Origin of the sequence: Synechococcus sp. ROS8604, assembly GCF_014279655.1 — a bacterium.
In the GTDB taxonomy this organism is placed as follows: Bacteria; Cyanobacteriota; Cyanobacteriia; order PCC-6307; family Cyanobiaceae; genus Synechococcus_C.
In genome coordinates this window covers 412,064-436,121 of sequence record NZ_CP047946.1, presented here as the reverse complement: position 1 = coordinate 436,121, position 24,058 = coordinate 412,064, and the positions used below count along the sequence as shown (strand labels likewise).

27 protein-coding genes and 1 tRNA gene are annotated in these 24,058 nt (G+C 57.6%); 13 read left to right on the top strand and 15 right to left on the bottom strand.

Features of this window, described 5'->3' with window-relative positions; genetic code table 11:
• Positions 1 to 52: 52 nt before the first annotated feature.
• The gene (locus SynROS8604_RS02215) at positions 53 to 598 is read left to right on the top strand and encodes a thioredoxin domain-containing protein (RefSeq protein WP_115070486.1); all 546 of its coding nucleotides are present in this window, start codon (positions 53 to 55) and stop codon (positions 596 to 598) included.
• A gap of 34 nt (positions 599 to 632) precedes the next feature.
• The gene (thyX, locus tag SynROS8604_RS02210) at positions 633 to 1,358 is read left to right on the top strand and encodes an FAD-dependent thymidylate synthase (RefSeq protein WP_186544990.1); all 726 of its coding nucleotides are present in this window, start codon (positions 633 to 635) and stop codon (positions 1,356 to 1,358) included.
• An 11-nt stretch (positions 1,359 to 1,369) separates the two neighbouring features.
• Here thyX and dcd read toward each other — a convergent pair whose 3' ends face one another.
• Positions 1,370 to 1,963, bottom strand: a complete 594-nt coding sequence (gene dcd / locus SynROS8604_RS02205; protein WP_186544989.1) for a dCTP deaminase — start codon at positions 1,961 to 1,963, stop codon at positions 1,370 to 1,372.
• Positions 1,963 to 2,571 (bottom strand): cob(I)yrinic acid a,c-diamide adenosyltransferase, encoded by a 609-nt coding sequence (locus SynROS8604_RS02200; protein WP_186545759.1) that lies wholly within the window; start codon positions 2,569 to 2,571, stop codon positions 1,963 to 1,965. Before SynROS8604_RS02200 ends, dcd begins: the two co-directional genes overlap by 1 nt.
• Before the next feature lie 134 nt (positions 2,572 to 2,705).
• Here SynROS8604_RS02200 and rph point away from each other — a divergent pair, with 134 nt between their 5' ends.
• From rph to SynROS8604_RS02180, 4 genes are all read left to right on the top strand, one after another.
• On the top strand, positions 2,706 to 3,431 hold the full coding sequence (rph, locus tag SynROS8604_RS02195) for a ribonuclease PH (RefSeq protein WP_186544988.1): 726 nt from the start codon (positions 2,706 to 2,708) through the stop codon (positions 3,429 to 3,431).
• Positions 3,432 to 3,508: 77 nt separating this feature from the next.
• Positions 3,509 to 4,243: a global nitrogen regulator NtcA gene (gene ntcA / locus SynROS8604_RS02190; protein ID WP_186544987.1), complete on the top strand. Its 735-nt coding sequence runs from the start codon at positions 3,509 to 3,511 to the stop codon at positions 4,241 to 4,243.
• Positions 4,244 to 4,294: 51 nt separating this feature from the next.
• Positions 4,295 to 5,425 (top strand): DUF3084 domain-containing protein, encoded by a 1,131-nt coding sequence (locus SynROS8604_RS02185; RefSeq protein WP_186544986.1) that lies wholly within the window; start codon positions 4,295 to 4,297, stop codon positions 5,423 to 5,425.
• Positions 5,422 to 5,874: a resolvase gene (locus SynROS8604_RS02180; protein WP_186544985.1), complete on the top strand. Its 453-nt coding sequence runs from the start codon at positions 5,422 to 5,424 to the stop codon at positions 5,872 to 5,874. The genes SynROS8604_RS02185 and SynROS8604_RS02180 overlap by 4 nt, the downstream gene beginning before the upstream one ends.
• Here the strand turns inward: SynROS8604_RS02180 and SynROS8604_RS02175 are convergent.
• The 4 genes from SynROS8604_RS02175 to psbH are packed head-to-tail and all read right to left on the bottom strand — an operon-like array spanning position 5,852 to position 7,231.
• Positions 5,852 to 6,109, bottom strand: coding sequence for a DUF3146 family protein (locus tag SynROS8604_RS02175; protein WP_006853677.1), 258 nt, complete (start codon positions 6,107 to 6,109; stop codon positions 5,852 to 5,854). The two genes, SynROS8604_RS02180 and SynROS8604_RS02175, sit on opposite strands and share 23 nt — an antisense overlap.
• Complete coding sequence (pth, locus tag SynROS8604_RS02170) at positions 6,109 to 6,732, bottom strand: aminoacyl-tRNA hydrolase (RefSeq protein ID WP_186544984.1); 624 nt, start codon at positions 6,730 to 6,732, stop codon at positions 6,109 to 6,111. Before pth ends, SynROS8604_RS02175 begins: the two co-directional genes overlap by 1 nt.
• A gap of 4 nt (positions 6,733 to 6,736) precedes the next feature.
• A complete protein-coding gene (locus SynROS8604_RS02165; RefSeq protein WP_186544983.1) occupies positions 6,737 to 7,015 on the bottom strand; it encodes a TatA/E family twin arginine-targeting protein translocase in 279 nt (92 codons plus the stop codon).
• A gap of 9 nt (positions 7,016 to 7,024) precedes the next feature.
• On the bottom strand, positions 7,025 to 7,231 hold the full coding sequence (psbH, locus tag SynROS8604_RS02160; RefSeq protein ID WP_006853680.1) for a photosystem II reaction center phosphoprotein PsbH: 207 nt from the start codon (positions 7,229 to 7,231) through the stop codon (positions 7,025 to 7,027).
• Positions 7,232 to 7,317: 86 nt separating this feature from the next.
• On the opposite strand from psbH, the gene psbN reads away from it, so the two are divergent.
• On the top strand, positions 7,318 to 7,458 hold the full coding sequence (gene psbN / locus SynROS8604_RS02155; protein ID WP_006853681.1) for a photosystem II reaction center protein PsbN: 141 nt from the start codon (positions 7,318 to 7,320) through the stop codon (positions 7,456 to 7,458).
• On the opposite strand, the gene SynROS8604_RS02150 is transcribed toward psbN, so the two are convergent.
• The gene (locus SynROS8604_RS02150) at positions 7,446 to 10,451 is read right to left on the bottom strand and encodes an alpha-mannosidase (protein ID WP_186544982.1); all 3,006 of its coding nucleotides are present in this window, start codon (positions 10,449 to 10,451) and stop codon (positions 7,446 to 7,448) included. The two genes, psbN and SynROS8604_RS02150, sit on opposite strands and share 13 nt — an antisense overlap.
• 61 nt (positions 10,452 to 10,512) lie before the next feature.
• Between SynROS8604_RS02150 and SynROS8604_RS02145 the strand changes: the two genes are divergently transcribed.
• Positions 10,513 to 10,632 (top strand): photosystem II reaction center protein I, encoded by a 120-nt coding sequence (locus SynROS8604_RS02145; RefSeq protein ID WP_006042333.1) that lies wholly within the window; start codon positions 10,513 to 10,515, stop codon positions 10,630 to 10,632.
• 93 nt (positions 10,633 to 10,725) lie between these two features.
• Positions 10,726 to 13,881, top strand: a complete 3,156-nt coding sequence (locus SynROS8604_RS02140) for a DUF3769 domain-containing protein (RefSeq protein ID WP_186544981.1) — start codon at positions 10,726 to 10,728, stop codon at positions 13,879 to 13,881.
• Between the two features lie 9 nt (positions 13,882 to 13,890).
• Here SynROS8604_RS02140 and SynROS8604_RS02135 read toward each other — a convergent pair whose 3' ends face one another.
• From SynROS8604_RS02135 to SynROS8604_RS02105, 7 genes are all read right to left on the bottom strand, one after another.
• Complete coding sequence (locus tag SynROS8604_RS02135) at positions 13,891 to 14,388, bottom strand: pentapeptide repeat-containing protein (RefSeq protein WP_186544980.1); 498 nt, start codon at positions 14,386 to 14,388, stop codon at positions 13,891 to 13,893.
• Between the two features lie 36 nt (positions 14,389 to 14,424).
• A complete protein-coding gene (leuD, locus tag SynROS8604_RS02130) occupies positions 14,425 to 15,060 on the bottom strand; it encodes a 3-isopropylmalate dehydratase small subunit (protein ID WP_186544979.1) in 636 nt (211 codons plus the stop codon).
• A 73-nt stretch (positions 15,061 to 15,133) separates the two neighbouring features.
• A complete protein-coding gene (gene leuC / locus SynROS8604_RS02125) occupies positions 15,134 to 16,540 on the bottom strand; it encodes a 3-isopropylmalate dehydratase large subunit (RefSeq protein WP_186544978.1) in 1,407 nt (468 codons plus the stop codon).
• Positions 16,541 to 16,616: 76 nt separating this feature from the next.
• Entirely contained in the window at positions 16,617 to 17,909 is a 1,293-nt protein-coding gene (locus SynROS8604_RS02120; protein WP_186544977.1) for a competence/damage-inducible protein A, read from the bottom strand.
• Positions 17,902 to 19,026 (bottom strand): glycosyltransferase family 4 protein, encoded by a 1,125-nt coding sequence (locus SynROS8604_RS02115; protein WP_186544976.1) that lies wholly within the window; start codon positions 19,024 to 19,026, stop codon positions 17,902 to 17,904. Before SynROS8604_RS02115 ends, SynROS8604_RS02120 begins: the two co-directional genes overlap by 8 nt.
• 89 nt (positions 19,027 to 19,115) lie before the next feature.
• Positions 19,116 to 20,405 carry a serine hydroxymethyltransferase gene (gene glyA / locus SynROS8604_RS02110; protein WP_255445152.1) on the bottom strand — a complete coding sequence of 430 codons (1,290 nt, stop codon included), beginning with the start codon at positions 20,403 to 20,405 and terminating at the stop codon, positions 19,116 to 19,118.
• 94 nt (positions 20,406 to 20,499) lie between these two features.
• Positions 20,500 to 20,573 (bottom strand) — tRNA-Arg (locus tag SynROS8604_RS02105).
• 92 nt (positions 20,574 to 20,665) lie between these two features.
• Between SynROS8604_RS02105 and SynROS8604_RS02100 the strand changes: the two genes are divergently transcribed.
• From SynROS8604_RS02100 to SynROS8604_RS02090, 3 genes are read left to right on the top strand one after another with little or no spacing between them, the layout of a single operon-like run.
• On the top strand, positions 20,666 to 20,932 hold the full coding sequence (locus tag SynROS8604_RS02100; protein WP_186544975.1) for a hypothetical protein: 267 nt from the start codon (positions 20,666 to 20,668) through the stop codon (positions 20,930 to 20,932).
• Positions 20,929 to 21,219, top strand: a complete 291-nt coding sequence (locus tag SynROS8604_RS02095) for a DUF3181 family protein (protein WP_186544974.1) — start codon at positions 20,929 to 20,931, stop codon at positions 21,217 to 21,219. Before SynROS8604_RS02100 ends, SynROS8604_RS02095 begins: the two co-directional genes overlap by 4 nt.
• A 25-nt stretch (positions 21,220 to 21,244) precedes the next feature.
• Positions 21,245 to 21,508 carry a cytochrome-c oxidase gene (locus SynROS8604_RS02090; RefSeq protein ID WP_186545757.1) on the top strand — a complete coding sequence of 88 codons (264 nt, stop codon included), beginning with the start codon at positions 21,245 to 21,247 and terminating at the stop codon, positions 21,506 to 21,508.
• On the opposite strand, the gene murJ is transcribed toward SynROS8604_RS02090, so the two are convergent.
• A complete protein-coding gene (murJ, locus tag SynROS8604_RS02085) occupies positions 21,495 to 23,102 on the bottom strand; it encodes a murein biosynthesis integral membrane protein MurJ (RefSeq protein WP_186544973.1) in 1,608 nt (535 codons plus the stop codon). The genes SynROS8604_RS02090 and murJ overlap by 14 nt on opposite strands.
• Before the next feature lie 80 nt (positions 23,103 to 23,182).
• Between murJ and sfsA the strand changes: the two genes are divergently transcribed.
• On the top strand, positions 23,183 to 23,944 hold the full coding sequence (gene sfsA / locus SynROS8604_RS02080; protein WP_186544972.1) for a DNA/RNA nuclease SfsA: 762 nt from the start codon (positions 23,183 to 23,185) through the stop codon (positions 23,942 to 23,944).
• The last annotated feature ends 114 nt before the right edge of the window (positions 23,945 to 24,058 follow it).

Genomic DNA, 24,058 nt, shown 5'->3' with positions numbered 1-24,058 from the left:
GCAACAGCGCAACCATCAGCCTGCCAAAGTGAGTTACACCATTCTTCCCGGCATGACCGGCAGTTCCGCCCCCGCCACCTTGACCCCCTTGCAAAAGGGGTTGCTGCTCATCACGGCACTGGTCCTCGCAGCTGGATTATTTCTGCTGCGCAATGGTCTCAACCAGGAAGCTCCTCTCGACCAGCTGGCCAGGCAATCCCTCGATCCGGAGATCGCTCTCAACAACTCCCGGCCCACCGTGCTGGAGTTTTACGCCGATTGGTGTGAGGCCTGCCAAGCGATGGCGCCAGCGATGCTTCAGACGGAACAAAAACACGCCGATCAGTTGGATGTGGTTTTGGTGAATATCGATAATCCACGCTGGCTCGATTTGATCAACCTGTATGACGTCACAGGGATTCCACAGCTCAATTTATTTTCAGCCGACGCTGTGATGCGCGGCCGTTCGCTTGGGGCGCGAACAGCAGACGAGTTGGAAGCATTGGCGGTTGCCTTGATCGACAATTCGCCGTTGCCTGCGCTGGCTGGCGTTGGTTCGACCAGCAGCGTGCCCCCTGCGGAGACGGTTTCAAGCCCAGGCCCCCGCAGCCACAGCTAGACAAAACATGAACAGTTCATCGCAGACGACCCCCATGGACTCTCGTTTTCGAGTTGACCTGATCGCCGCAACCCCGAATCCGCAACAGTGCGTGTACGTGGGAATGCACCAGGACTACAGCGAGGGCTTTGTGGCAGCCGATCGCGCGCAATGGCCCGATGAAATCAAAGCTGGCGAAATTTGCGTCAAACGCCTCCTGGCTGGAGAGCGGGGCCATTACGGACCGATGGAGCATGCCCAGATTGTGTTGAACGTGGGCTGGTTTCCCCATTCCGTGATGCAACAGGCACGAACGCACCGGGTGGGCGTCAGTTTTGATGTGCAATCCATGCGTTACACAGGCGATCGCATCTGCAGGGCTGCCCTCGGAGAACTCGATCTCGAAGAAGTGTTTTATTTGCGCCCCGTCGGCGAGTACAGCGACCGAAAAGGCAAAAAATACCTCTACAGCGAAGCTGAGCGGCAAAAAGATTTAAGCCACTGCAAAATCAGTGCCGCTCGCTATCAGGAATTGCTTCAGGCTGGTTTTGCCGAAGAACATGCCCGCGGCATCCTCCCATTCGATTACAGACAACATTTTGTGGTGAGCTTCACGCTCAGGGCCTTCCTGCATTTCATGGACCTACGCGCCAAGCTGGATGCCCAGCAAGAAATCCGCGAACTCTGCGATTTGATGTGGCCCCATCTCAAAGCTTGGACTCCAGAATTTGCAAGCTGGTACGAAAAAACAAGACTGCATAAAGCCAGGCTTGCTCCCTAACAACCATTCATTCAGACCTTGGCCAGCGTTACCCGCTCTGGCTGATGCTGATATTTCCCTTGCCGGTCGCTGTAGGTGGTTTCACAAGGATCACCCTCGAAAAACAACAACTGACAGATCCCTTCATTGGCATAAATCCGACAATCAGCGCCAGAACTATTACTAAATTCCAAGGTGAGGTGTCCTTCCCATCCAGCCTCTGCTGGAGTGGTATTCACAATGATGCCTAAACGGGCATACGTACTCTTACCAAGGCAAATCACCGTGATATTGGGTGGCACGCGCATTATTTCAAGGGCCACACCCAAGCCATACGAATGGGCCGGAAGGATGAAATAGTCGCCATCCTCATCATGATGAAGAGGCGTTGATTCAAGGTTGTCAGGGTTGAATCGCTTGGGATTCATGATCGTGCCTGGGACATGGCGAAAGATCAAAAACTCCTTAGCCGAGAGCCTCAAGTCGTAGCCATACGACGAGCAGCCAAAACTAAGAACCGGACTCTTGCGTTGATCCGGATCCAAGTGGCGTACCAACCCATTTTGAAAAGGCTCAAGCATGCCTGCATCGGCTTGATCCGTAATCCAACGATCGTTCTTCAGCATTAAAAACCTCGACGCAGTTCCGTCACTTGATCAGCCATCTCCATCATCTCTGCAGGGATCGCGGGCCCCGTCACAATCACATCCATGGCGGATGGCCGTTGCTCCAACACCGACAAGACATCCTCATGAGTCAGATAGCCAAGCTCGATCGCCAAGCCAATCTCATCCAACACGAGTTGATCCAAGGTGCCTTCTAGAAGATGGGTTTTGCAGATCTGCCAAACCGCCTGAACCGCCTCTTTGACCTCGTCATCGCGGCTATCAGCAGCATCTGAAAGGCATTCCGTCACGGAGGGGCGCAACCATCTCAGCCGATCGCAGAGGGTGAGGCTGCTCTGAGGGCCTTGGCCCACTCCACCCTTAAGAAACTGAGCAATTAAGACATGGCTACCCAGGCCCGCCGCACGCAGCGCCTGGCTCAGAACACCAGAAAAACTCCCACGAAAGGAGGCGGTATGCACCTGAAGCTGACCTTCCGGAGCCACCAAATGCAGCGGCGGACGAACCTCCACAGAAGGGAGTCGCCTGAGACCTGCTTGCTCGAGAGTCCTGTGGTCAACAGTCCGCGACTCACGGGAATGATGGGTAGGGCTGAGGCTGACGGTCATCACATTCGCCGATGTCCGGCAAATCCGGATGTGCATGAATCTAGCGGTGAAAGGCCAAGACACAAGTGTTTTGACACCATCCATGGTGTGCCTAGCCACCTGGCAGGCTCAAAGCATCTCCGCACCTTGGGCTCATGACAGGCACCTCTCGCAATGACGGACGTCAGCCGGGCGAGCTTCGCCCCTTCTCGATCAGCTGGGATCCGATGGGATTTGCCCTGAGTTCCGTGATCATCCACAGCGGGCGCACCGCTGTTCTTTGCAGCGTTTGTCATCAAGAAGGAGTGCCTCGCTGGCGCAAAGATCAAGGCCAGGGGTGGCTCAGCGCCGAATACCGACTCCTCCCTGGATCCACTCCAGAGCGACAGAACCGTGAACTCCTCAAACTGAGCGGACGCACCCAGGAGATTCAGCGTCTGATTGGCCGCAGCCTACGGGCAGCGATCGACATGGAAGCACTTGGCGAAAACACGTTGAGAATCGATTGTGATGTGATTCAGGCGGATGCAGGCACGCGCACCGCTGCGATCAGCGGATCTTGGGTCGCGCTGCAACGGGCCTGCGAACGGCTGGTTCAGCAAGGGGTCCTCAGCAGCAATCCTGTTCAATCCCAGGTGGCCGCCGTCTCCGTTGGCGTGATTCACCAACGCCCTCTACTCGATCTCGACTACAGCGAAGACAGCCAAGCCGATGTGGATCTCAATGTCGTGATGAACGGAGAGGGGCATTTGCTGGAGCTACAGGGCACGGCGGAAGGCGCTCCCTTTAGTCGTCACCAGCTCAATGACCTACTGGACCTCGCCGAGCCTGGGCTCAAGCAGATTATGCAGAATCAGAATTGGGCTCTCTCCAATAGGTGAAAGTGCGGGTTTTCGTGTTCCTTGCTACATGAGCAGGAGGTGCTGATCCATAGCATCCCGGAACACGAGTAGAAACCATGGCCGAAGTCAGCCGCGGCTTCAGCCGATACGCTCCCCCAACCATCCGCCCAGCGGGCTCGAGTTTCGGAACCCCAGCGGCTCCAGCTAGTCGCACCCTTCAAGACGTCATTCGGGGACTCGATGGTGCCAACTCGGAAATGGTGGAACGTGGGAAAACCATCTTTTTCCCCGGCGACCCCGCTGAAAAGGTGTATCTGATTCGTCGAGGTGCCGTCCGCCTCTCCAGGGTTTATGAATCGGGCGAAGAAATCACGGTTGCCCTGTTGCGAGAAAACAGTTTGTTTGGCGTTCTGTCGTTGCTGACAGGTCACCGATCCGATCGTTTTTATCACTCAATCGCTTTCACACGGGTGGAGATGGTGACGGCTCCAGCCACATCCGTGCGGCAGGCCATTGAAGACGACACCAGTGTGGGATTGCTGTTGTTGCAGGGGCTGTCCAGCAGGATTCTCCAGACCGAAACGATGATCGAAACCCTCACCCATCGGGACATGTCGTCTCGACTGGTGAGCTTTCTGCTGGTGCTTTGTCGAGATTTCGGTGTGCCTGGTCAACGGGGGATCACCATCGATTTACGCCTTTCCCACCAAGCCATTGCCGAGGCGATCGGGTCCACACGCGTCACGATCACGCGTCTCCTGGGGGACCTCAAGTCATCGAGCCTTGTCGATATCGATCGCAAAAAGATCACTGTTCTCGATCCAATCGCTCTCGCCAAGCGGTTCAGCTGACCATGCAGGTGAAGATGGAGCTCCCATCCGAACTCTGATCCTTCATTTTCCGTGACCGGCTGGTTTCTACTTCTCGCCCTGCTTGTGCTTGGAGGGGTGCTCTCAACCCTGGGGGACCGCCTTGGCTCTCGCGTGGGGAAAGCTCGGCTGAGCTTGCTTGGACTGCGTCCCAAGCGCACAGCCGTGGTGATCACGGTGTTGACCGGCAGTCTGATTAGTGCGCTTTCCCTTGGACTCCTGCTCTTGATCAGTCGGCAACTCAGGGTTGGGCTGTTTGAACTGAATGCTCTCGAAGCCAAATTAAGGAGCAGTCGCACTGATCTCAAAACCAGCAAAAGCGCTCAGGAGCAGGCCAGCAAGGAGCTCACAACGGCCCAACAACGCGCGGCAGAACTGCGTCGCACCCTTAAGCCTCTCCAGGAGCAAACCCGATCCTTGGAAGCGGAGCGACAGCGCTTGAGCCAAGACGTGGATGCCAAAGATATCGAGATCCAACGCACCGAACAGGAACTCTCTGCTGTGCGTACGCAAATTCGCGATGGCGAGAAAGAACTCAATCAACTGGAAGACACGCTCCTCGCGCTGCGGCGCGGCAACGTCGCCATCAGCAGCGGGCAGCCGCTTGCCACCGTGACCCTGAAACTCGAACGCCCCGATCAGGCAAAAACGGTGATCGATCAGTTGCTCCGAGACGCCAATCTTCAGGCCTATCAACAGGTCCTGCCTGGCCAACCGGCAGAGCGTCAAATCCTGTTGGTTCCGAGGCCTGACATCAAGCGCTTGGAACAAACGATTCGCAAACCTGGCACCTGGGTTGTGAACATCCGTTCAGCCGCCAATGTGCTGCTGGGCGAAACCGTTGTCTACGCCTTCCCTGAAGTGCGTCCCAATGTCACGGTGACCAGGGAGGGTGAGGTCTTGGCACGCACTACCCTGGCGAGCAATGAACGCGACCCTGAAGCCGTGCGCAATCGGCTGAACCTTCTCCTCGCCTCCACATTGGCCGAGGTGCAAAGACGCGGTTCTCTCAGCAAGGGATTGCAGTTTGATGGCAATGCCATCAATGCGCTTGGCCAAGAGCTGATCGACCGCAACGGAGGACTCGCGGGGCTGGAAGCGGTGGCGTTACGCCGCAGCGAAACAGCAGATCCCATCGCCATCCAGCTGCGTCTCAGCCGATGACTCGCGTTGTCGCCATGGATCCCGGCCGAAGCAAAAGTGGATTGCTCCTCGCAGACACCGCCACGAGCACCGTGCTTCAAGGGATGGTGATCCCCAGCGCTGAGGTCCTTGATCAGCTTCGCGTCTGGATGGCGGACGCTCAGGGGGACACCGCCCAGATTGCTGAACTGGTGATCGGGGATGGCACCAGCAGCATGATCTGGCAACAACAACTGCCTGCAAGCCTGCCGATCCGCGTCGTCGACGAAACGGGAACCACCCTGCGGGCCAGAGAGCGTTACTGGCAGTTGTGGCCGGCACGGGGCTGGAAACGCTTGCTTCCCAAAGGCCTACGCATCCCATCGGGCGATCTCGATGCCATCGCCGCGCTCGTCATCCTCGAGGACTATCTCGATCGACCATTGCAATGGCCGGGTCCAGATCCCCTCAGAACCGGGCTCTCACGGTGAAGGTGTAGTCCCCTCCCGGTTCCAGGTCATAGTCGGATTTCACAAGAAAGCGAAGCAGCGCGTCTTGAATCAACGCGCGCCCCAAGGACGGCTCCACACTCAACTCGCCACGATCAAAAAACCAGCTGAACTGCCAATTGAAGCCTCCGGCCTGGACGTCTCCCTCCAAACATTGATCCGCAAAACTCTGGCGTTGAACCCTTAAGTGGGCGGTGGTAACGGGGAGCGCTGCCATCACGCCTCAGGGTTGGTGGGAGCCAACTGAAGCCCATTGATGTGATTTCCGGCGAGGTCGAGACCTTGCCGCTGAATCCGCTCCAAACCATCGACCACCTCCACCAGCACCTTGTCGAGCAGGGGCTCCTCCTCACGACTGAAACTTCCCAGGACGTGCGACACCGTTCGCGCCTTGCGCTCACTGGGATTTTGCCCGGGTGCACCAATGCCTATCCGCAGACGCCCAAAATCCTGGGTGCCGAGATGCTGGATGGTGCTTTTCAGGCCGTTGTGGCCACCAGCAGAGCCGCGGGCGCGCAAACGCAAACGACCAAGCGGCAGATCCATATCGTCCACGAGCACCAATAGCTGATGGAGCTCAAACCCGAACCAATCGAGCGCAGCCCGAATCGAGCGACCGCTGTCGTTCATGAACGTTTGGGGCATCAACAAGCGCAATCGCCGATCTCCCGAGCCCAGATCAGCAAGCTGACCTTGGAGCTTGGGCGTCGAACGAAAACCACCTCCCTCGCGAGAGACCAGCCGCTCCAAGGCCATGAAGCCCACGTTGTGGCGGGTGTTGGCATAACGATTGCCTGGATTGCCCAATCCCACCACCAAGCGGAGATCACCGCGATTCATCAAATCAATCAGAGGGGGGTGTCAGCTCTGATTTTGGCGCAACCGCAGGCGTAACAGCGGCCTCTGTGGGTGCCTCTAAAACTTTTGCCTGATCTGCCACAGGTTCAGGGTCGGCCATGGCCTTATTGATTTCTCGCTCAAACTCTTTGGAGGCCGATTGAAAACCCTTCAGAGTTTTTCCCAAGGTGCGACCGAACTCGGGAAGCCGTTTAGGGCCAAACACCAAAAGAGCGACCGCCGCGATGACGGCCATCTCTGGCAGGCCAATGCCGAAAACATTCATTCGCTGAGATCAGCCGAGGCCCAAGCCGTTCCAGTTGACATTGATTCCTTCGAGGATCAGTGACTTGTTGTACAGCTGGAGAATGATCAGCAAGAACACAAGGAAGAGGGCCATAAAGATCCCCATCACTGGTGTTGTTCCCCAACCAGGGACAACTTTGCCGTATTCCGAATTGAGGGGGCGGAGCAAATCTCCCAGACGGGTGCGTTGAGCCATGGCAGCGCTGAAGTCTCGGGTGGAATTAAGTCTCGATACTGTAGGTGCTACGACCCGTAAAGGCGTCGATCCTGTGGAGAGTTGTGATGGAAAGTTCGTCCCCGGCCATGTCAGTGGCGATTGCGGTGCTGGCGGCCCTGCTTGGGTTAACAGGATTGGGGGTCTACACCGCCTTTGGACCGCCATCCAAAAACCTCGACGATCCGTTTGATGATCACGAGGATTGAACACGCTCCAAAACCAAGCTGATGAGCTGGCCAGGTTGGACTTCCCAGACCGTCTTTCGCTCGTTCAATTCGACGCCACTCAGCGTCCAATCGCTCCCAGGCAACCAACGCTGACGCGCTGAACCGGCATTGAGCAACTCAATTTGAACGGCCTGATCGCTGAGTCCTTCACCCTGGGCTGATCGCACTGAAATCGGCACCAGACCGATGGGCAAAGCGGGAAGCCCTTGCCAGCGATGATCCAGCGCAACAGGACCGAGCCAACCCGGCTCCCTGAATCGGATCGCTGCCTGGGGCACACCACTACGGTTCCAACCGAGCGCCGCTGGCATCAAGGCCAAGCGGTGCCGATGCCATCCGTGATCCGCAGAAGGATCCGGCCAGGTTGGGCCTCGAAGCAGCGACACCCCTAAATGGCGATCGCTTGCATCGACCCCCTGGGGGCCATCCAGCAAGACAGCCATCCCACCCCCAGGAGCCTCCGCTTCGGCAGCCAGCCATGAAATCACAGGCAATTCCCAACGCTCCTTTTCAAAGGGAGTGCGGGCTTGTGCTGGTCGCTCGATCACTCCACCACTCGTATCGGCCGCCCAACGCACCGCAGGCCTCTTCAACGGCACTTCCAATCTCAGCAATTCATGGGTCTGCTCCCATTGGACGCTGAGCTGGGCCTCGAGCCAGGGAGAATCGGCCTGCAGCATGAGGTCCAAGCGCACCTTGCTCAGTCCAGCCATCGTGCGCAGCACCATTCGGGCGGTGAGAGGGCCCGACTCCACCAATTCTGCCGACCAGCGTTCGGCCATCGGCAGCACATGTTGGCGGTAATCAGCGGCAAGATCCCAAGCATCCCAAAACTCCCCTCGATCGGAAAAGCGCCGCAATCGCAGGGGTTCGCTGAGCTGTGGCACCCCCTTGCCGTCAAGCAGCTGAACCAGCCCATGGACGCCGACATCTGCCGTCACCAGACCGTTGCTCAACCTCCACAGTCCCGACGACACCACCTCCACGCTCACCGGATGACGAACGGGCAAGACAGAGCCCAAAGGCTCACGGCTGCGCTGCAGAGGGAGCGCGCAAACGCCCTCACTAGAGGGCAGTTGAACCCAAACACCGCCTGAAGGCGCCACCTGCCCAGGAAGACTCTGCCCACCACTGGACCAATGCCCCTTCGGCAGGCGCAGCAACGGTGACCAATGCGCCAGGGGCTGCAAGCCGCACCAAGTCCAACGAGAGCGATGGGGATCGGAATCCAACCCCTCCTCGTTGGACGCAAGCAGATGGCCTAAAAGCTGGTCTCGACAGCGCACCGCACGCCGGCGAGCCTCACACCAGATCGGTTCAGCCTGCTCAAACACCTCGGGGATCGAGGTGCCAGGAAGGATGTCATGAAATTGTTGGAACAGCAGAGGGCGCCAATCGCTGTCCTGGGCGTGGTTGGGCACAAGCCGATCAGCCCGAGCCCCAAGCAGCGCGGCAGCCAGTTCAGCTTCACGAAGAAGCCTTTCCAGGCTGCGGTTGTGCCGTTTCTGATCAGGCCGACTGGTCGCGCAACCCCGATGCAGCTCGAGATAGAGCTCATCCCGCCAGACCGGCAAGGTGGAGCGCCAAGGCTCCAAGTGATCGAGGTAGGCGCGCAGCGTTCCAGGCTGCTGGGTCACTGCCTGCGGCTGGCCCTCCCAAAGCCTGAGCTGTTCCAGCATCTCGGCAGTGGGACCACCACCGTGATCTCCAACACCCGGGAGCCAAATCGCCTGCTCCACCCCAGTCGCAGCTTGAAAAGCGCGCTGCTCTTGTGCGATCGCGACAGGATCAGCATCGGTGCCAATCGCTGGCAGCATCAGCGCTAAAACCTCAGCGCCTCCGCGGCTGCGCCAGCGAAACAAACGGTGGGGGAAGCGGTTGGTGGCATTCCAAGCCAGCTTGTGCGTGCAGAACCAGCGCACTCCACTGGCAACCGCGACGGCGGGAAGTCCGGCAGCGAACCCAAAGCTGTCAGGCAACCAAGCCAACTCATGCCGCCATTCCGGGAAACGCCTCTGGCTGTCCTCCTGTCCAAGCGTGAACTGACGCGAGAGCGATGCCGTACTCACCAACACACAATCGGTTTCGACCCAAGGGCCATTGATCGGCTCCCAACGGCCTTCACGACTGGCCTGCTGAATGCGCGCATGCAAGGCGGGCCGATGGCATTCCACCCAGGCATACAGAGCCGGGGTGGAGTGCGCAAAGTGCAGCTCCGGGTATCGCTCCATCAGATCGAGCGCCGAGCAAAAGGTGCGTTCCGCCGCTTGCCAGGTGTCAGCCACGGGCCAAAGCCAGGCAAGATCGAGATGGGCGTGGCCCAGCCAATGCACCACACCCACGGGCTTAGGGCATGTCGCCAAGTGGCGATCGACCAAGCCAACAGCCTCCGATCCCATCGGGTCGCAAGACAACAGCGCATCCGGAAGCGTCGCTCCGCTGGCCCAGGACAGGGCCAAGGCTTCCGGCAGCAAGGCCCAATCCGCGTCGCAGGTGGGGATCAGAGGCTCCTGGACGAGTGCACTTTCAATAAGAGCCCCATCGTCATGACAGGGGCTTCGTAAATCCAGCTGAATCCGCAGGCCCCCACGCTCCCTCCAATCGGCGGGAAGGAGCCAACGGCAGCGGGTATCAAAAAGGTCTCCCTCATGCACCAGGACCCCATCAATACGGAGGCGAACGTGATCAGCCCACCAGCTGAGCACCAATCTCTCGCAGGATGCGCTGGCCTGCATCCAAGGGCTTGGACAGACCAGGGTCTGCTCGAGGCGCAACCAATTGCCCCCTCGCGGCCAAATCAAAAGTCCTCGCTCAGCCCAATCAGGACGGTGATGACGTCCCCATAGATCGGCCAGTACTGGACTCCGTTCCTGATCGCCACGTCGCCACCACCCGGGGTGCAGATCAACGCGACTCCGACATCGAAACGTTTCAATCCACTCCGATCCCGGGGCGTGCAGAGGCTTCTCCATCGTGATATTTCATCATTCCGCCATAGGATGGCGATCAAATTTCAGACGCCGGTCGGTTGCCATGCTTGCCCTCAAGATTTCGGTTTATTCCGTCGTCTTTTTCTTTCTCGGCATCTTTGTCTTTGGCTTCCTTGCCAGCGACCCAAGCCGCACCCCTAGCCGGAAAGATCTCGAAGATTGATCACGCATTAACAGGGTCACGCCGAGCACTGGTTAGCCCTCTCGTTTAAGAGCCTTTGCACATGGCAGGATCACTGGCCATTGCTGCATTCTTTTGTCGGCGCTTAGCCCCATCACCAGGATCGTAGGATCTCTGGCTGTTGCCGCTGCGCTGACGGGAGTTCCCGTCCACTCTCAGCGTGTGGACTCTTTGGCTGATGAGACCGATGGGGTCACGGAGCAGTCAGAGCTTGAGGTTCAACCCTTCAGCGAATCTCCAAGGGATCCCTCTGTAAACGCACCGATCACGGAGTCTCCAAAACCTCCAGAAGCGATCAATCTCAAGGCTGATCGACAATCATTTGATGCTCGCCGCGGAGTGTTTGTTGCCGAAGGCGACGTTCAAGCTGAGCTTCGCGGTGGTTTGCTCCAAGCCGATCGCATCGAATTTGACATCAACTTCAACACCCTCTACGCCCGAGGCAGCGTGCGTTTACGCCGAGGATCGCAGTATTTCCAAGCGAGCACGTTCCGCTACAGCCTGATTCAAAACAGCGGAGAACTCAAAGACGTTTACGGCGTCCTTGAACTCGATGAGCTGTCCGCAGGCTTCCAATCCTCACCCCAGGCTGTCGAACCTCCGACCAAGCAGACCCTTCCTGTCCTCGAGAGCTCAGGCCTTGGCTTCCCAACCGCTCTTGATATGGAGTTGGGTGGCAGAACCGCGGAACAGATCAGCGATCAGCCGAGCGGAGACAGCATCTGGGAGACAGAGCTCGCACCAACGCTCACCTGGGAAGTCCCGGAACCCGCAGCAGCAGACACCAGCACGTCAACGGACTCCGGCATGGCCTGCCCGGTGCCGCTTCCGCCGATCCCCGACTGGCACCCTCACCCGTGGGCCGTGACCGCGTGGGGCGGGCAGATGATTGATTCCAATTTTGGAGACACCTTCCTGTTCAACGGGCGCATGCGCGAGGAATACCTTCTGGGGGTCAGCATGCAAAAGCGGCTTTGGCGCGCTGGACCTTTTGCGCTCGAATTGGAGGCCGATCTGTTCGGCCATCAGGCGTTCAAACAACCTGGTGGACCTTTCAACCAGGCTGTTCCCAATGCCGACACTCCAGAGCAACAGTTCGGAGAAGCCATCCTTGGGCTTGGGGCACGACTCTGGCTTCAGCCTTGGCTGAGCTTTGGGTTTGTGGAAGGAGTCAGTTTCAACTCCTCGGTGAGTAACTACGAACGCACGTATCGGGAGAACTACACCCAGCTGCTGAACTACTTGGCCTTCGAGCTCGAAGCCTCCGTCTCTGATCAGCTCTCATTTGTGGGGAGGATTCACCATCGCTCCGGCGCGTTTGGCACCTATAGCGGAGTCAAAGAAGGAAGCAATGCCTACCTGCTCGGCTTGCGCTACCGCTGGGGCGAAGATCCCATTTCAACCCAAATCGCCGAAGTTCCGCCTCCCTTGGGCTGCCCAGACCCTGATCGCGCCACCCGCCAGCCCCTACTCACCCTCAACGAAAAGCTCGAAGAAATCACCCTCGGCACGGGCGGGAAGCAAACAGTCCAGCCCGTTCAACCGCTTGCTCAGTCGCGCTATGCGGGGATGTCCCCAGCTGAACAGGAAGCGCTGCGCGAACAAGCGATCGCGATGATTGATCAAAGGATTAGCAGCATCCAGCTCCAACAACGGTTCACCATCGATCGTCGCTTTGGCAGCAACGATGAGTTTGTAGACCTGTCAAATAATGATGTACAAGAAAGAGCAAAATATGGATCGGTTCGCCCCAACCAACTTCCTTCTTACGGAAAAGCGCAACTGATTGATGGCCAAATCAGCCGCTGGCGCATCCAAGCAGCCCAGGTTTCGCTCACACCTGAAGGCTGGACAGCAGATCGCATGGGGTTCACGAATGATCCCTTCACACCCGCACAAACCAGAATCGACACTGAAAACGTTGTTGCCAAAGAACAACCCAATGGAGACATTCTCATCGAGAGTGCACGCAATCAGTTAATCGTTGAGGAACGACTCCCGATCCCAGTCAGCCGAACGCAACGCATCACAAAAGAAGAAGAGGTTGAAAATCGGTGGGTCTTCGGAATTGACAATGACGACAGAGACGGATTCTTTGTCGGCAGAACACTCAGACCAATTCAACTCAACCCAAAAACACTATTGAGCCTCCAACCTCAACTTCTCTTGCAACGAGCGGTTGACGGCACAACCAAAAGTTACGTCAAACCAGGTAGCTCAATCGATAGCGGAAAGGTCAGCCAACCCACAACGGCAGGCGACTTATTTGGCCTCGAAGCTGAATTCACCAGTGAGCTCTGGGGATGGAGAGCAGAAGCCAATGCTGATATCAGCACGTTTAATCCTGACAACTTCGCCAATGGAAGTCGCTTCTGGGGTGAACTGAAAAAGACGGTTGATCTCCCTTGGCTCGGCGACGTGAAGGCCAGACTCTTTTCTGCTTATCGCTACAAGGCCTACAACGGATCCTTAGGAGAAACGGATGTCTATTCCGCCTTCGGCAGTTTTCTCGAGCAAAGAGGTGCTTTCAACGTGGGCAAACTGTCTAACAACTACATTTGGCGCGTAGGCGCTGGAAATTATCAAGCCGAACAATTTGAAAGTGAAAATCTCACAGATCTATGGCGCGCTAACTTCTACGGATCTTTGAACAGCAGCTATCAAATTTGGCGTGGCAAACCTGCAGCCCTGACGCCCCAAGAGGCTTATCGCTATTCCCCAATTGCTATCGTCCCAGGCTTGACATTCAGGACCAACGTCAACACCTTATTAGCGGCTTACGGTGATGGTGAACGTCAAACCACCATTAGCCTGAGTGGTGGCCCCAGCCTCACCTTGGGCACCTTTAGTAAACCATTCTTTGATTACACCCAACTATCCATTACGGGTGGGGGCACTCTTAAGCAAGGTTCGAGCCCGTTCGATTTTGACCAAGCCATTGACCTTGGAACCTTGGGTCTTGGTGTTACACAACAGATCGCAGGACCTTTGGTGATTAATGCAGGTCTTGGCTTAAATATTGATCCCGCATCACCGTTTTACGGTGATGTGATCGATTCCAATATCGAGTTGCGCTGGCAACGTCGTGCCTACGATTTCGGCTTTTACTTCAACCCTTATGAAGGCATCGGCGGTTTCCGATTCCGCCTCAATGACTTCAACTTCACGGGAACTGGCGTGCCTTTTGTCCCCTACAACCCTTCGAACGAGCTCAACAACCGTCCCTTTTAAAGTTCTTTTCTAAAAATCTGGTGCCTCGTCCTCAAGTTCAGGACCACCGCCATAGATCAAGTGACTTCCAGTGAGATCCGAGCCTGCAAACTGCATTCCCTCGGTCTGCACCCCTGGCGCATAGGCATTGATCACAACCGAATCACGCAAATCGGCACGGCGCAGATCCGTGCCTGAGAGATCGGCATTGCTGAGCATCGCCCCTTGCAAGCCAGCACCATCAAGCCTGGCACCACTCAAATCAGCTCCTTCAAGATTTGCCCCATGGAGCTTGGCCCCGCGCAAATCAGCATCACGCAAATCCGCCCCAATCAGATGACGGCCGCGGAGATCCGCATCCCGTAAATCACATCCCTGGCAAGCGCCACTCTCAAGCAAGCGTTCCAGCGAGGTGCCAAAAGGCTCCACGGCAATCGCGGTGACAGAGCCTGCTACAACCGGCGAGGTGCCTAGCACCAGGGCCATCGAGCCAAAAGCACACCAGATGCGCCTAAGAAGAACTGTCATGACGTCGATGCCGCTTCTTGCTTCATAGACACTAAATCAAGTGTCTGCCGTGTCCACGCAAAACCCGTTCAAGTAAGGCAATCGATCGAGCGTGCTCTGCAGCTCGGCATCCCGAGCCAAAAGCTGCCCCGTCGCATCCCAACGACCGGAGAGGAGCATGTCGCGCGGGCCCGGATCCACTTCAATCGACCATTGCCCCAGATCACTGCTGCAGGTTGAGGTCTCCAAGTCAAAGGTCCAAATTGCTGAGGGGTCTTGGGCCATGGCATCTTGCAAAGCGCGCACCTGGTCCTGACTGGCCTTCGCACAAGGGATTCCCAGTGCCAAACAATTGCCGTAAAAAATTTCAGCAAAGCTCACCCCAATCAGCGCCCTGATCCCCCATCGCATTAAGGCTTGAGGCGCATGCTCACGACTCGATCCACAACCGAAGTTGTCATTCACTACCAAAATCGAGGATCCCTGATGCTCAGGGAGGTCAAAGGGATGGCGTCCTTCGAGCTCCTTGCGATCATCCGCGAACGCCTGCGCTCCGAGCGCTTCAAAGCTCACGCATTTCAGAAATCGAGCCGGAATAATCCGGTCGGTATCGATGTCATCACCCCGCAAAACAAGGGCGCGGCCTTCAATTTTGGTGATCAGGCCTTGAGGGAAATCGTGGGTTTGCGACATGAAGGATCAAAAGGAAGAAAACAGCAACCAAAACACGCAACACGGAGCGGCACCCTGCCGCCACAGCCGAAGATCAGGCCTCGAGCAAGCGAACATCGCTGACATGGCCGGTCACGGCAGCAGCAGCAACCATGGCAGGGCTCATCAGCAACGTGCGGCCGCTAGCAGATCCCTGACGCCCCTTGAAGTTACGGTTGCTGGAGCTCGCACTGATCTGACGCCCCTCAAGGCGGTCAGGATTCATGGCTAAGCACATCGAGCAGCCAGGCTCACGCCACTCAAACCCCGCATCGCGAAACACTTGGTCCAGGCCTTCAGCCTCAGCGGCACGCGCCACCTGCTCGGAGCCAGGAACCACAAAGGCCTTGATCCCAGCAGCCACCTGCCTGCCCCGGGCCACAGCGGCGGCGGCCTGCAGGTCACTGAGGCGACCATTGGTGCAACTGCCGATAAAACAGACATCCACCGGCACGCCGGCGATGGCCTGGCCCGGCGTTAAATCCATGTAGCGATAAGCCTCTTGAGCAATCGGTCGGTCGGCAGGATCCAGTTGCTCAGGCATTGGAACCTGCTCATCGACGCCGATCCCCTGACCGGGGGTGATCCCCCAGGTCACCGTTGGGGCAATCGTCGCTGCATCGAAGTGCAGCTCGTCGTCAAAGACGGCATCGGCATTCGATGCCAATGACCGCCACCACCGCGTCGCCCGCTGCCAAGCCTCACCAGTCGGTACGGAGGGACGGCCCTCCAAGTAGTCAAAGGTCGTCTGGTCGGGATTGACGTACCCGCAACGGGCTCCCCCCTCAATCGCCATGTTGCAGAGGGTCATCCGCTCCTCCATCGAGAGAGCATCGATCGCCGGTCCGGCGAACTCATAGGCATAACCAACCCCAGCCTTGACCCCAAGCGACCGAATCACATGCAGGATCAAATCTTTGGCAAACACCCCAGGACTCAGCTGATTTTCAACCCACAGACGGCGGACCTTGAGCTTGTTCATCGCCAAGCTTTGGCTGGCCAGCACATCACGAACCTGAGAGGTGCCGATCCCAAAGGCGATCGCCCCAAAGGCCCCATGCGTCGAGGTGTGTGAATCCCCGCAGGCCACCGTCATGCCGGGCTGCGTCAATCCCAGCTCCGGCGCAATCACATGCACGATTCCTTGACGACCACTGCCAATCCCATTGAGCACGATTCCATGCTTGCTGCAGTTGCGCTCCAGAGTGCTGAGCATCTCCTCCGCCAACGGATCAGCAAAGGGTCTGGCCTGATTGGTCGTGGGAACGATGTGGTCCACGGTCGCCACCGTTCGCTCCGGACAACGCACCTTCAACCCCTTGTCTTCAAGGGCCACAAACGCCTGAGGGCTCGTGACTTCGTGGATCAGATGCAACCCAATCAACAGCTGGGTAGAGCCGCCAGAGAGTTCCGCAACGCGATGGAGATCCCAAACCTTGTCGTACAGGGTTCCGCTGCTCATTCCCACTCGACAATTCACTCAAAACCCTAGAGGCAAATGGCGTTCAATCCAATCCGCTGGATCTCGCTTTTTAGGGTTACTGCTCCGAGCACGCCTTCTCAGCGTTGGCGATTAAGCGCAAGCGCAGGGCATTCAAAACCTCCCCAGCACTGACGGTCCTGATCCACTCCCGGCCGCGAGTGTTCCCCAAGCGCAACCGCTGACTGCTGCATCCATCGGGTCCAGCGACAGCAACAAACACCAATCCCACGGGTTTTTCCGGCGTTCCGCCATCAGGGCCAGCGATTCCCGTGACCGAAAGCGCCCAGTCCGATCCCGTCAGGCGACGAACACCCAGCGCCATCGCCTCCGCCACTGGCGCACTCACGGCACCGTGCTGCTCGAGCAGCTGTTCAGACACAGCTAACAGATCTCGCTTGATGGCATTGGCATAGGAGATCACCCCACCCAGCATCACGGAAGACGCGCCAGGCACCTCTGTGAGCTGAGCGCCTAACCCTCCACCCGTGCAGGATTCAGCCACAGACAGGGTTTGGCTGGCTTGCCCCAGCCGCTTCAAAACAACAGAGGCAAGCGAATCTTGATCCACGCCGAAGCAAAGGTTGCCCGTGCGCTGGCGCAACTCCTGCTCGGTTTGATCCACCAGCAGCCAAGCCTGCGCAGGCTCATCAGCGCAGGCCGTAATCCTGAGCTTCACCTCTCCGCGGCCGGCGTAGGGCGCAACGGTGGGGTTGTCCCTCTCCAACAGATCAGCCACCTGTTCGGCCAACATGGATTCGCCGATTCCCCAGAAATGAAGGAGACGGCTCACAAACACACCCTTCGAGAGGCCGGACGAACGGAACCAGGGCGCGGCCGTGGCCTTCCACATCGCTTTCATCTCACTGGGCACTCCCGGAAACGTGAGAACGGTGAATCCAGGCACCGGGGTCCAAATCATGCCGGGAGCGGTTCCCGTTGGATTCCATAGAACCTCGGCCCCAACGGGCAAAAGCGCCTGACGGCGGGTTTCAGGGCCAGGGATACGACCGCGGCTATGGGCCTTGTCTTGAATGTCAGACCAAACGTCGGCTCTCTCTTCCAAAGGAACAGAAAACGCAGCAGCCATCGCCTCCGTGGTGAGGTCATCCGGGGTTGGTCCAAGCCCACCGGTCACGATCAACACGCTGGAGCGTTGCGCGATTTCCTGAACCAGGGCAATCAGGCGATCACGGTTGTCTCCCACAACCGTTTGGCGAAAATGAGGGAGACCAAGAGAGGCAAGCTCCTCCGACAACCAACGCGCATTGCCATTGAGGATGTTGCCAAGCAGAAGCTCCGTCCCAACACAGAGGATCTCAACACCAGAACGCTCCGAGCGATCAGACATGGCGATCAGGGTCTGAAGGTTCCATGCCTGAAGGTTCCATTGCCGCTTCGAGATGACGCTGACGATTGATGGTCACAACCGTGGCCACAAGGATGGCCGTCGCCAGCCCAAGCCAGAGAAAACGCATTTCCACGTTGGCCACCACCATGGCCAAGGACGCCAGCCACTGCGTGAACACGTAGATCAAAACAACCGTGCGTCGATGGCTAAAGCCAGCACGCAGCAGGCGGTGATGCAGATGACGGCGATCTGGATAAAAGGGGGAGTGACCATCGCTGAGACGCCCCATGATCACAGCCGACATATCGGCCAAGGGCAAGGAAAGAATCAATAACGGCAGCAACAAGCTCACCGTTGTGAGCCCTTTCGCCGGGCCAACAATGCTGACGGCGGCCAAGGTGAATCCCAAAAAATACGATCCGCCATCACCCATAAAAATGCGCGCTGGATTGAAGTTGTGACGGAGGAAGCCAAGACAACTTCCAGCTAACGCGGCAGCAAGAAAAGCAGCCGCTGACTGATGAAGCGAAAAGCTCACGGACACCAAGCCAACCGCTGCGATTCCAGCCACACCTGCAGCCAAGCCATCAAGACCATCCAGCCAGTTGATCGCATTGGTGATCCCCACCAACCAGATCACCGTGGCGAGCAAGCTGAGCAGATCCGGAAGCAGCAAGGCTTCGGAACTGCTCTCTAACCAGGGCAGATCAATCGCTCCAATCCGGACGCCCTGGGACCAAACAACCACCGAAACAGCGATCTGACCCGCCAAGCGCGGCCAAGGAGACAGGGCAAACAGATCGTCCGCAAGACCGATCACAAAAAAGCAGAGAGACCCCGCAAGCGTGGTCCAAATGAGCTGGTCACGGGCCGGAGCCAACATCCCAAAACCGCCCATCCACCAAGTCACCCCCAGGGACAAACAAAAACCCAGCACCAAGGCGATGCCTCCCAATCGGACCATGGGGGTGGTGTGCTGTTTGCGGGGATCGGGCTGATCTGTCAGACCCCATTTCAACCCCAGCTGCCGCACGAGGGGGACGAGCAACGTCGTAATGACGGCCGCGACCACCAGACTCGCCGAAGCGACTGCGAGAGGAGTGCTCGCAAACGTCACAAAAAGCTCCGGCGGAACGACACCAAAAAGAATCTTTTAAGAACAAATATTAGGCAGAAATGGGCCGAGGGACACTGCACCTCAGGCAGTTACGCAAGAGCCGGTTCCAGAGCAGGGGCATAGAGCGGAAACCGTTTGCAGAGGTCACTCACTCGCTCCAAACAACGCGCCTGAATGGCGTCATCCTCAGGGTTCTGAAGCCGATCAGCGATCACATCAGCAACCTCGTGGAAGGCCTTCTCGTCGAAGCCGCGGGTGGTAAGGGCCGCCGTTCCCAAACGCAAACCACTCGTAACGAAGGGCGACTCAGGATCAAAGGGAACGGTGTTTTTGTTGGCCGTGATGTGCACATCACTCACCAAAAGATCAGCCACCTTGCCGGTCATCCCGATGCTGCGCAGATCCAAAAGCACCACATGGTTATCAGTACCACCACTCACCACATCGATCGATCGCTCCTGAAGACGGGCCGCGAGGGCCTGAGCATTGGCAACAACCTGTTGGCTGTAAGCCTTGAAATCGGGCTGTAAGGCTTCGCCGAAGGCCACGGCCTTGGCCGCAATCACGTGTTCCAGCGGACCACCTTGCGAGCCTGGGAACACCGCCTTGTCGAATCGGCGCGCGAATTCAGCATCGCGGCAAAGGATCAAACCACCACGGGGGCCGCGCAGCGTTTTGTGCGTGGTGGTGGTCACCACATCACAGTGAGGAACTGGACTTGCATGCACCCCAGCCGCCACAAGGCCGGCGATATGGGCCATGTCTGCCAACAGGTACGCACCCACTTCATCCGCAATGGAACGGAACGCCGCGAAATCAATCGAGCGCGGGTAGGCCGAATACCCACAAATAATCAGTTTGGGCTTGTGCTCGAGAGCCAGCTTGCGAATGGCCTCCATGTCGAGACGCTGCGTCTCTTTGTCAACGCCGTACTGCACCACGTTGAACCACTTGCCGCTGACATTCACCGGTGAGCCATGGGTGAGGTGCCCCCCATGGCTGAGGTCCATCCCAAGAATCGTGTCACCGGGCTGAAGCAGGGCAAGAAACACAGCGAAGTTCGCCTGGGCGCCACTGTGGGGCTGAACATTGGCCCAAGCCGCATCGAAGAGTTGCTTGGCCCGGGTGATTGCCAATTCTTCGATGGCATCCACGTGCTCGCAGCCGCCGTAATAACGCTTGTGGGGCAACCCCTCAGCGTATTTATTGGTCAGAACCGAACCCTGAGCTTCCATCACCGCCTTGGAGGTGAAGTTCTCCGACGCAATCAACTCAAGATGCGTCTCCTGACGCATCCGCTCTTGATCGATCAAATCAGCAATGGCAGGGTCTGCAGCCTTCAGAGATGCATTGATCGGGGCTGCGGAGCGATCTGTCATGCGTTTCAAACACCAATGCATGAATCGTAGGGAACAGGCCCCTTGGACACACGAATCTTCAAAAAAAAACTGCCCTGTCGGCAGTTTTCAGAAGCGCGCCTGGAGAGATTCGAACTCCCGACCCTCTGATCCGTAGTCAGATGCTCTAATCCGCTGAGCTACAAGCGCTTGGAAGCCACCATCTGACCGTATCAAGGCACCCTTCGTCAACCAACGGACTACAACACGTCAAAATCGATGAAGTTACGAGGGGTCATCCCATGCCGCTCCGCTGGTACGGGCCCGCCGATCCAAACAATGCCACCTACAGGCATTTCAACAGGGTGGTGAATTTCTGCCTCCACGCCGGGGGATTTGCCGCCGTCAACAGCGGGCTTTGGTTTGTGCAAGAGATGCGTCACCCCTGGAGCCATCTCGACCTATGGACTGAAGCTTGGCTTGGGGTCTTGATTGTTCACCTGCTGGTGGTGATCCGTTTGCGCCCAGGCAAAGATGCAGACACCGATACAGACACAAACGAAAGATGACTCTTGACTCAGCTGATCTACGGGCCCTCACCTCAACACTGGCGGACCGTCTTTATATCCAAGTGGCTGGATGGCACTTGTATTTGGGAGATGCCGGCTTAGCCGAAGCCCTTGCGATTGAATGCAGTGCGCTGCTCGACCAAGGCGCCGTTGTGGCAGCACGACAAGCCCTGGAGGCGGTTCAAGTGCCGATTGGGGGAGGAAGTACGCGATTGCCGATGGCGCGTCTGTTGCCGTCCTCTCAACTTTCAGACCTCGAAGAGATTCTCGAAGGACACTGCCGATAAAATTGAACCGTTGTTGGACTCTGCCGTGCTGATCATCGAGGTCACCAATGCCCGCGATGTGATCCGTCAACGGATCGGCCGCCTCGGCGAACGGTTAATCGGGAAGGTTGTTGATCCCGAAGCTCAGGTTGAAAAAGCGCTCATTCAAGAGATGGAAACCGCTTTCCGAGACTTCGGCATTGAAGCGCGCATCCTGTCTGTGCAAGGACCCCAACTCGTCGGTCGACAACACCTCGAATTACCGATCCAGGTGCGTGAAGACCGAGACGTCCGCCTCAGCGACGAATGAAGCGACGCGTCAGACCTTGGCTGATCTCGCGAACCTCTTGAACAGCAAAGGCTTGCCCTAACCCCAAAAACACCAAACCCCCTAGCGATCCCGACAGGCCTACCTGCAAGAGTCGGCCCACTAGATCAACGGGCCAACGCACCCCTTGGCTCAATCCCCAGGCCACGATCCCAGCTCCAGCGGCTGCAACCGTGAGGCGCAAACCATCCAAGCCCCACTGCTTTAACGGCAAGACTTTCAAGCGCTGCTGCAGAGCTAACAACAACGCAACGCAGGTCAGCACATTGATCAAGACGGTGGCCAGCACCAGACCTGCTGCTCCGAAATTGAAGGGAAGTTGCGGTCCCCAAGGCGTTGGCCCACCCACCAGGGCCCAGTCGAACACCACATTCAGGCCAATGCCGATGACCGAAAGGCGAAAGGGTGTGGTGCCATCGCCCAAGGCGTAAAACACGCGCACCAACACATCTCGGCCGAGATAGGCCGGCATGCCAAGTCCATAGGCCATCAACAAGCCCGTCACGAGCTCCACCGCTCCTTGATTGAAGGCACCCCGCTCGTACACCAACGCCACGATGGGAGTGGCGAGGGCCAGGAATAAGGCGCCAAGGGGAAGCATCGAAGCCGTCGACAACATCAAGCCCTGACGAATGCGAGCGATCAGCTCTGGGCGATCTTGCGGAGCCGTGAGACGTGAAAATGTTGGCAACAGCGGCACCAACAACGCGTTGGAAATCAACCCCAGCGGCGTCTGAACCAGCAAATTGGCGTAACCAAGTCCAGCCGCCGCTCCAAGCAACCCCGAGGCGAAAAACAAATCGGTGAACACGTTGATCTGCAGCATTCCCGACGAGAGGGTGGCCGGGCCCATCACCTGCCAAACCTCCTGAACACCGGGATGCCGCCAATCCCAGGCAAGACGCAACTTAACCAGCCCCTGCTTCATCAGAGCAGGCAGCTGCAGAAGCCATTGCAGAAACGCTCCCACCAGGGTGGATAAGGCCAACACCACCCCTCCCCAAAGCGCGAGAGCGGGCGTTGAGATCGCAGAGCCCGCCTGCCACCAGAGCAAACCGATGCCCACGATGAGCGCGAGGCTGGACATCAACGGTGAAATCGCCGGAATCCAGAACTCATCAGCAGCATTGAGCGATCCAAAGCCAAGGCCGATCAGACCAGCCAACAAAGCCATTGGAGCCATCACTTGCAGTTGCAACGCGGCGATGCGGTGCAACTCCGGACTGAGACCAGGGCCAACAAGCGTGATCAGAGGATCAGCTGCCAACACGAGAACGATCGTTACCAGCAGCAGCAGAGCGCTGACCATCGTGTTCAACGTGGCCAAAATATGAGCACCCTCCTCACGAGGACGGCGGCTGAGCACGCTCACCATGGCGCTATGGAATGGACCATTGATCCCTCCCAGAAGAATCAATAAAAATCCAGGAAGCACATAGGCATAGTTGTACGCGTCATAAGCAGCACCCACCCCGAAGGCTGCCGCAATCACCAACTGACGCACTAAGCCGCCAACTTTGCTCAACAACGTGCCGTAGGTCACAACCAGGGCAATGCGCTTTAGAGATCTCGCCATTCGTCGTCTCTTCACAGCCCTTCTTAAAGAGCATTCTCAACCCTGTACCAGGCCACTATTGGCTGATTCAGCCAGCAGCCATGACCGGCACGTCGATCCTTCAGTTCCCCGCACTCCGCGAAGGCGTGCTTCTGAAGCGCTACAAACGCTTTCTGGCTGAAGTGGAACTCAACGATGGACAGGTCGTCACAGTCCACTGCGCCAACACTGGGCCCATGAAAGGCGTGCTCCATCCCGGTGGAAGAGTCCGGGTCCGTCATGCCCCTTCCCCGAAGCGCAAGTTGGCTTGGACCTGGGAGCAAGCAGAGGTGCCAAGCAGCGACGGAACGCTGTGTTGGGCTGGCATCAATACGGCCTTGCCGAACAAACTGATTCGGGCCTTGATTGAAGCAGGAGGACTCCAAGCCCAACTCGGCCCGATCAAGTCGATCCGCGCCGAGGTTCCCTACGGACTCAATCGCAGGAGTCGCATCGACTTATTGCTCACTCCAGATGACAGCGCAGACGATCAACGCCCCATTTACGTCGAAGTTAAAAACACCACCTGGAGTTGCGGCGACGTTGCGCTCTTCCCCGACACGGTGACGGAACGGGGACAAAAACACCTGGAGGAACTCATGGCGCTCCTTCCTGAGGCAAGAGGGGTCTTGATTCCCTGCCTAAGCCGGCCGGATGTCAATGCGTTTGCCCCCGGCGACAGCGCCGATCCCCACTACGGAGATCTGTTCAGAGTTGCCATTGGGGCAGGAGTGGAAGTGCTGCCGTGCCGCTTCAACTTCGAGCTTGATCAGATCACATGGGAAGGCCTCCAGCCCGTAATGGATCGGGAGCCAAAGGGCTGAGAACAGGTATCAATTGATGATTTGGTAGCAACAGCCACTTGAGAAGTGTGCTCTAGCGAGCATTTTTGGTTGGTGAATTTGGACCCCTTGTCCAACTCAATTTGCAGTCCTGCT

Coding starts and splice junctions, on each gene's coding strand:
- SynROS8604_RS02215 (WP_115070486.1), top strand. CDS start 53: ATGACCGGCAGTTCCGCCCCCGCCACCTTGACCCCCTTGCAAAAGGGG.
- thyX (WP_186544990.1), top strand. CDS start 633: ATGGACTCTCGTTTTCGAGTTGACCTGATCGCCGCAACCCCGAATCCG.
- dcd (WP_186544989.1), bottom strand. CDS start 1,963: ATGCTGAAGAACGATCGTTGGATTACGGATCAAGCCGATGCAGGCATG.
- SynROS8604_RS02200 (WP_186545759.1), bottom strand. CDS start 2,571: ATGACCGTCAGCCTCAGCCCTACCCATCATTCCCGTGAGTCGCGGACT.
- rph (WP_186544988.1), top strand. CDS start 2,706: ATGACAGGCACCTCTCGCAATGACGGACGTCAGCCGGGCGAGCTTCGC.
- ntcA (WP_186544987.1), top strand. CDS start 3,509: ATGGCCGAAGTCAGCCGCGGCTTCAGCCGATACGCTCCCCCAACCATC.
- SynROS8604_RS02180 (WP_186544985.1), top strand. CDS start 5,422: ATGACTCGCGTTGTCGCCATGGATCCCGGCCGAAGCAAAAGTGGATTG.
- SynROS8604_RS02175 (WP_006853677.1), bottom strand. CDS start 6,109: ATGGCAGCGCTCCCCGTTACCACCGCCCACTTAAGGGTTCAACGCCAG.
- pth (WP_186544984.1), bottom strand. CDS start 6,732: ATGAATCGCGGTGATCTCCGCTTGGTGGTGGGATTGGGCAATCCAGGC.
- SynROS8604_RS02165 (WP_186544983.1), bottom strand. CDS start 7,015: ATGAATGTTTTCGGCATTGGCCTGCCAGAGATGGCCGTCATCGCGGCG.
- psbH (WP_006853680.1), bottom strand. CDS start 7,231: ATGGCTCAACGCACCCGTCTGGGAGATTTGCTCCGCCCCCTCAATTCG.
- psbN (WP_006853681.1), top strand. CDS start 7,318: ATGGAAAGTTCGTCCCCGGCCATGTCAGTGGCGATTGCGGTGCTGGCG.
- SynROS8604_RS02150 (WP_186544982.1), bottom strand. CDS start 10,451: ATGGAGAAGCCTCTGCACGCCCCGGGATCGGAGTGGATTGAAACGTTT.
- SynROS8604_RS02145 (WP_006042333.1), top strand. CDS start 10,513: ATGCTTGCCCTCAAGATTTCGGTTTATTCCGTCGTCTTTTTCTTTCTC.
- SynROS8604_RS02135 (WP_186544980.1), bottom strand. CDS start 14,388: ATGACAGTTCTTCTTAGGCGCATCTGGTGTGCTTTTGGCTCGATGGCC.
- leuD (WP_186544979.1), bottom strand. CDS start 15,060: ATGTCGCAAACCCACGATTTCCCTCAAGGCCTGATCACCAAAATTGAA.
- leuC (WP_186544978.1), bottom strand. CDS start 16,540: ATGAGCAGCGGAACCCTGTACGACAAGGTTTGGGATCTCCATCGCGTT.
- SynROS8604_RS02120 (WP_186544977.1), bottom strand. CDS start 17,909: ATGTCTGATCGCTCGGAGCGTTCTGGTGTTGAGATCCTCTGTGTTGGG.
- glyA (WP_255445152.1), bottom strand. CDS start 20,405: ATGACAGATCGCTCCGCAGCCCCGATCAATGCATCTCTGAAGGCTGCA.
- SynROS8604_RS02100 (WP_186544975.1), top strand. CDS start 20,666: ATGCCGCTCCGCTGGTACGGGCCCGCCGATCCAAACAATGCCACCTAC.
- SynROS8604_RS02095 (WP_186544974.1), top strand. CDS start 20,929: ATGACTCTTGACTCAGCTGATCTACGGGCCCTCACCTCAACACTGGCG.
- murJ (WP_186544973.1), bottom strand. CDS start 23,102: ATGGCGAGATCTCTAAAGCGCATTGCCCTGGTTGTGACCTACGGCACG.
- sfsA (WP_186544972.1), top strand. CDS start 23,183: ATGACCGGCACGTCGATCCTTCAGTTCCCCGCACTCCGCGAAGGCGTG.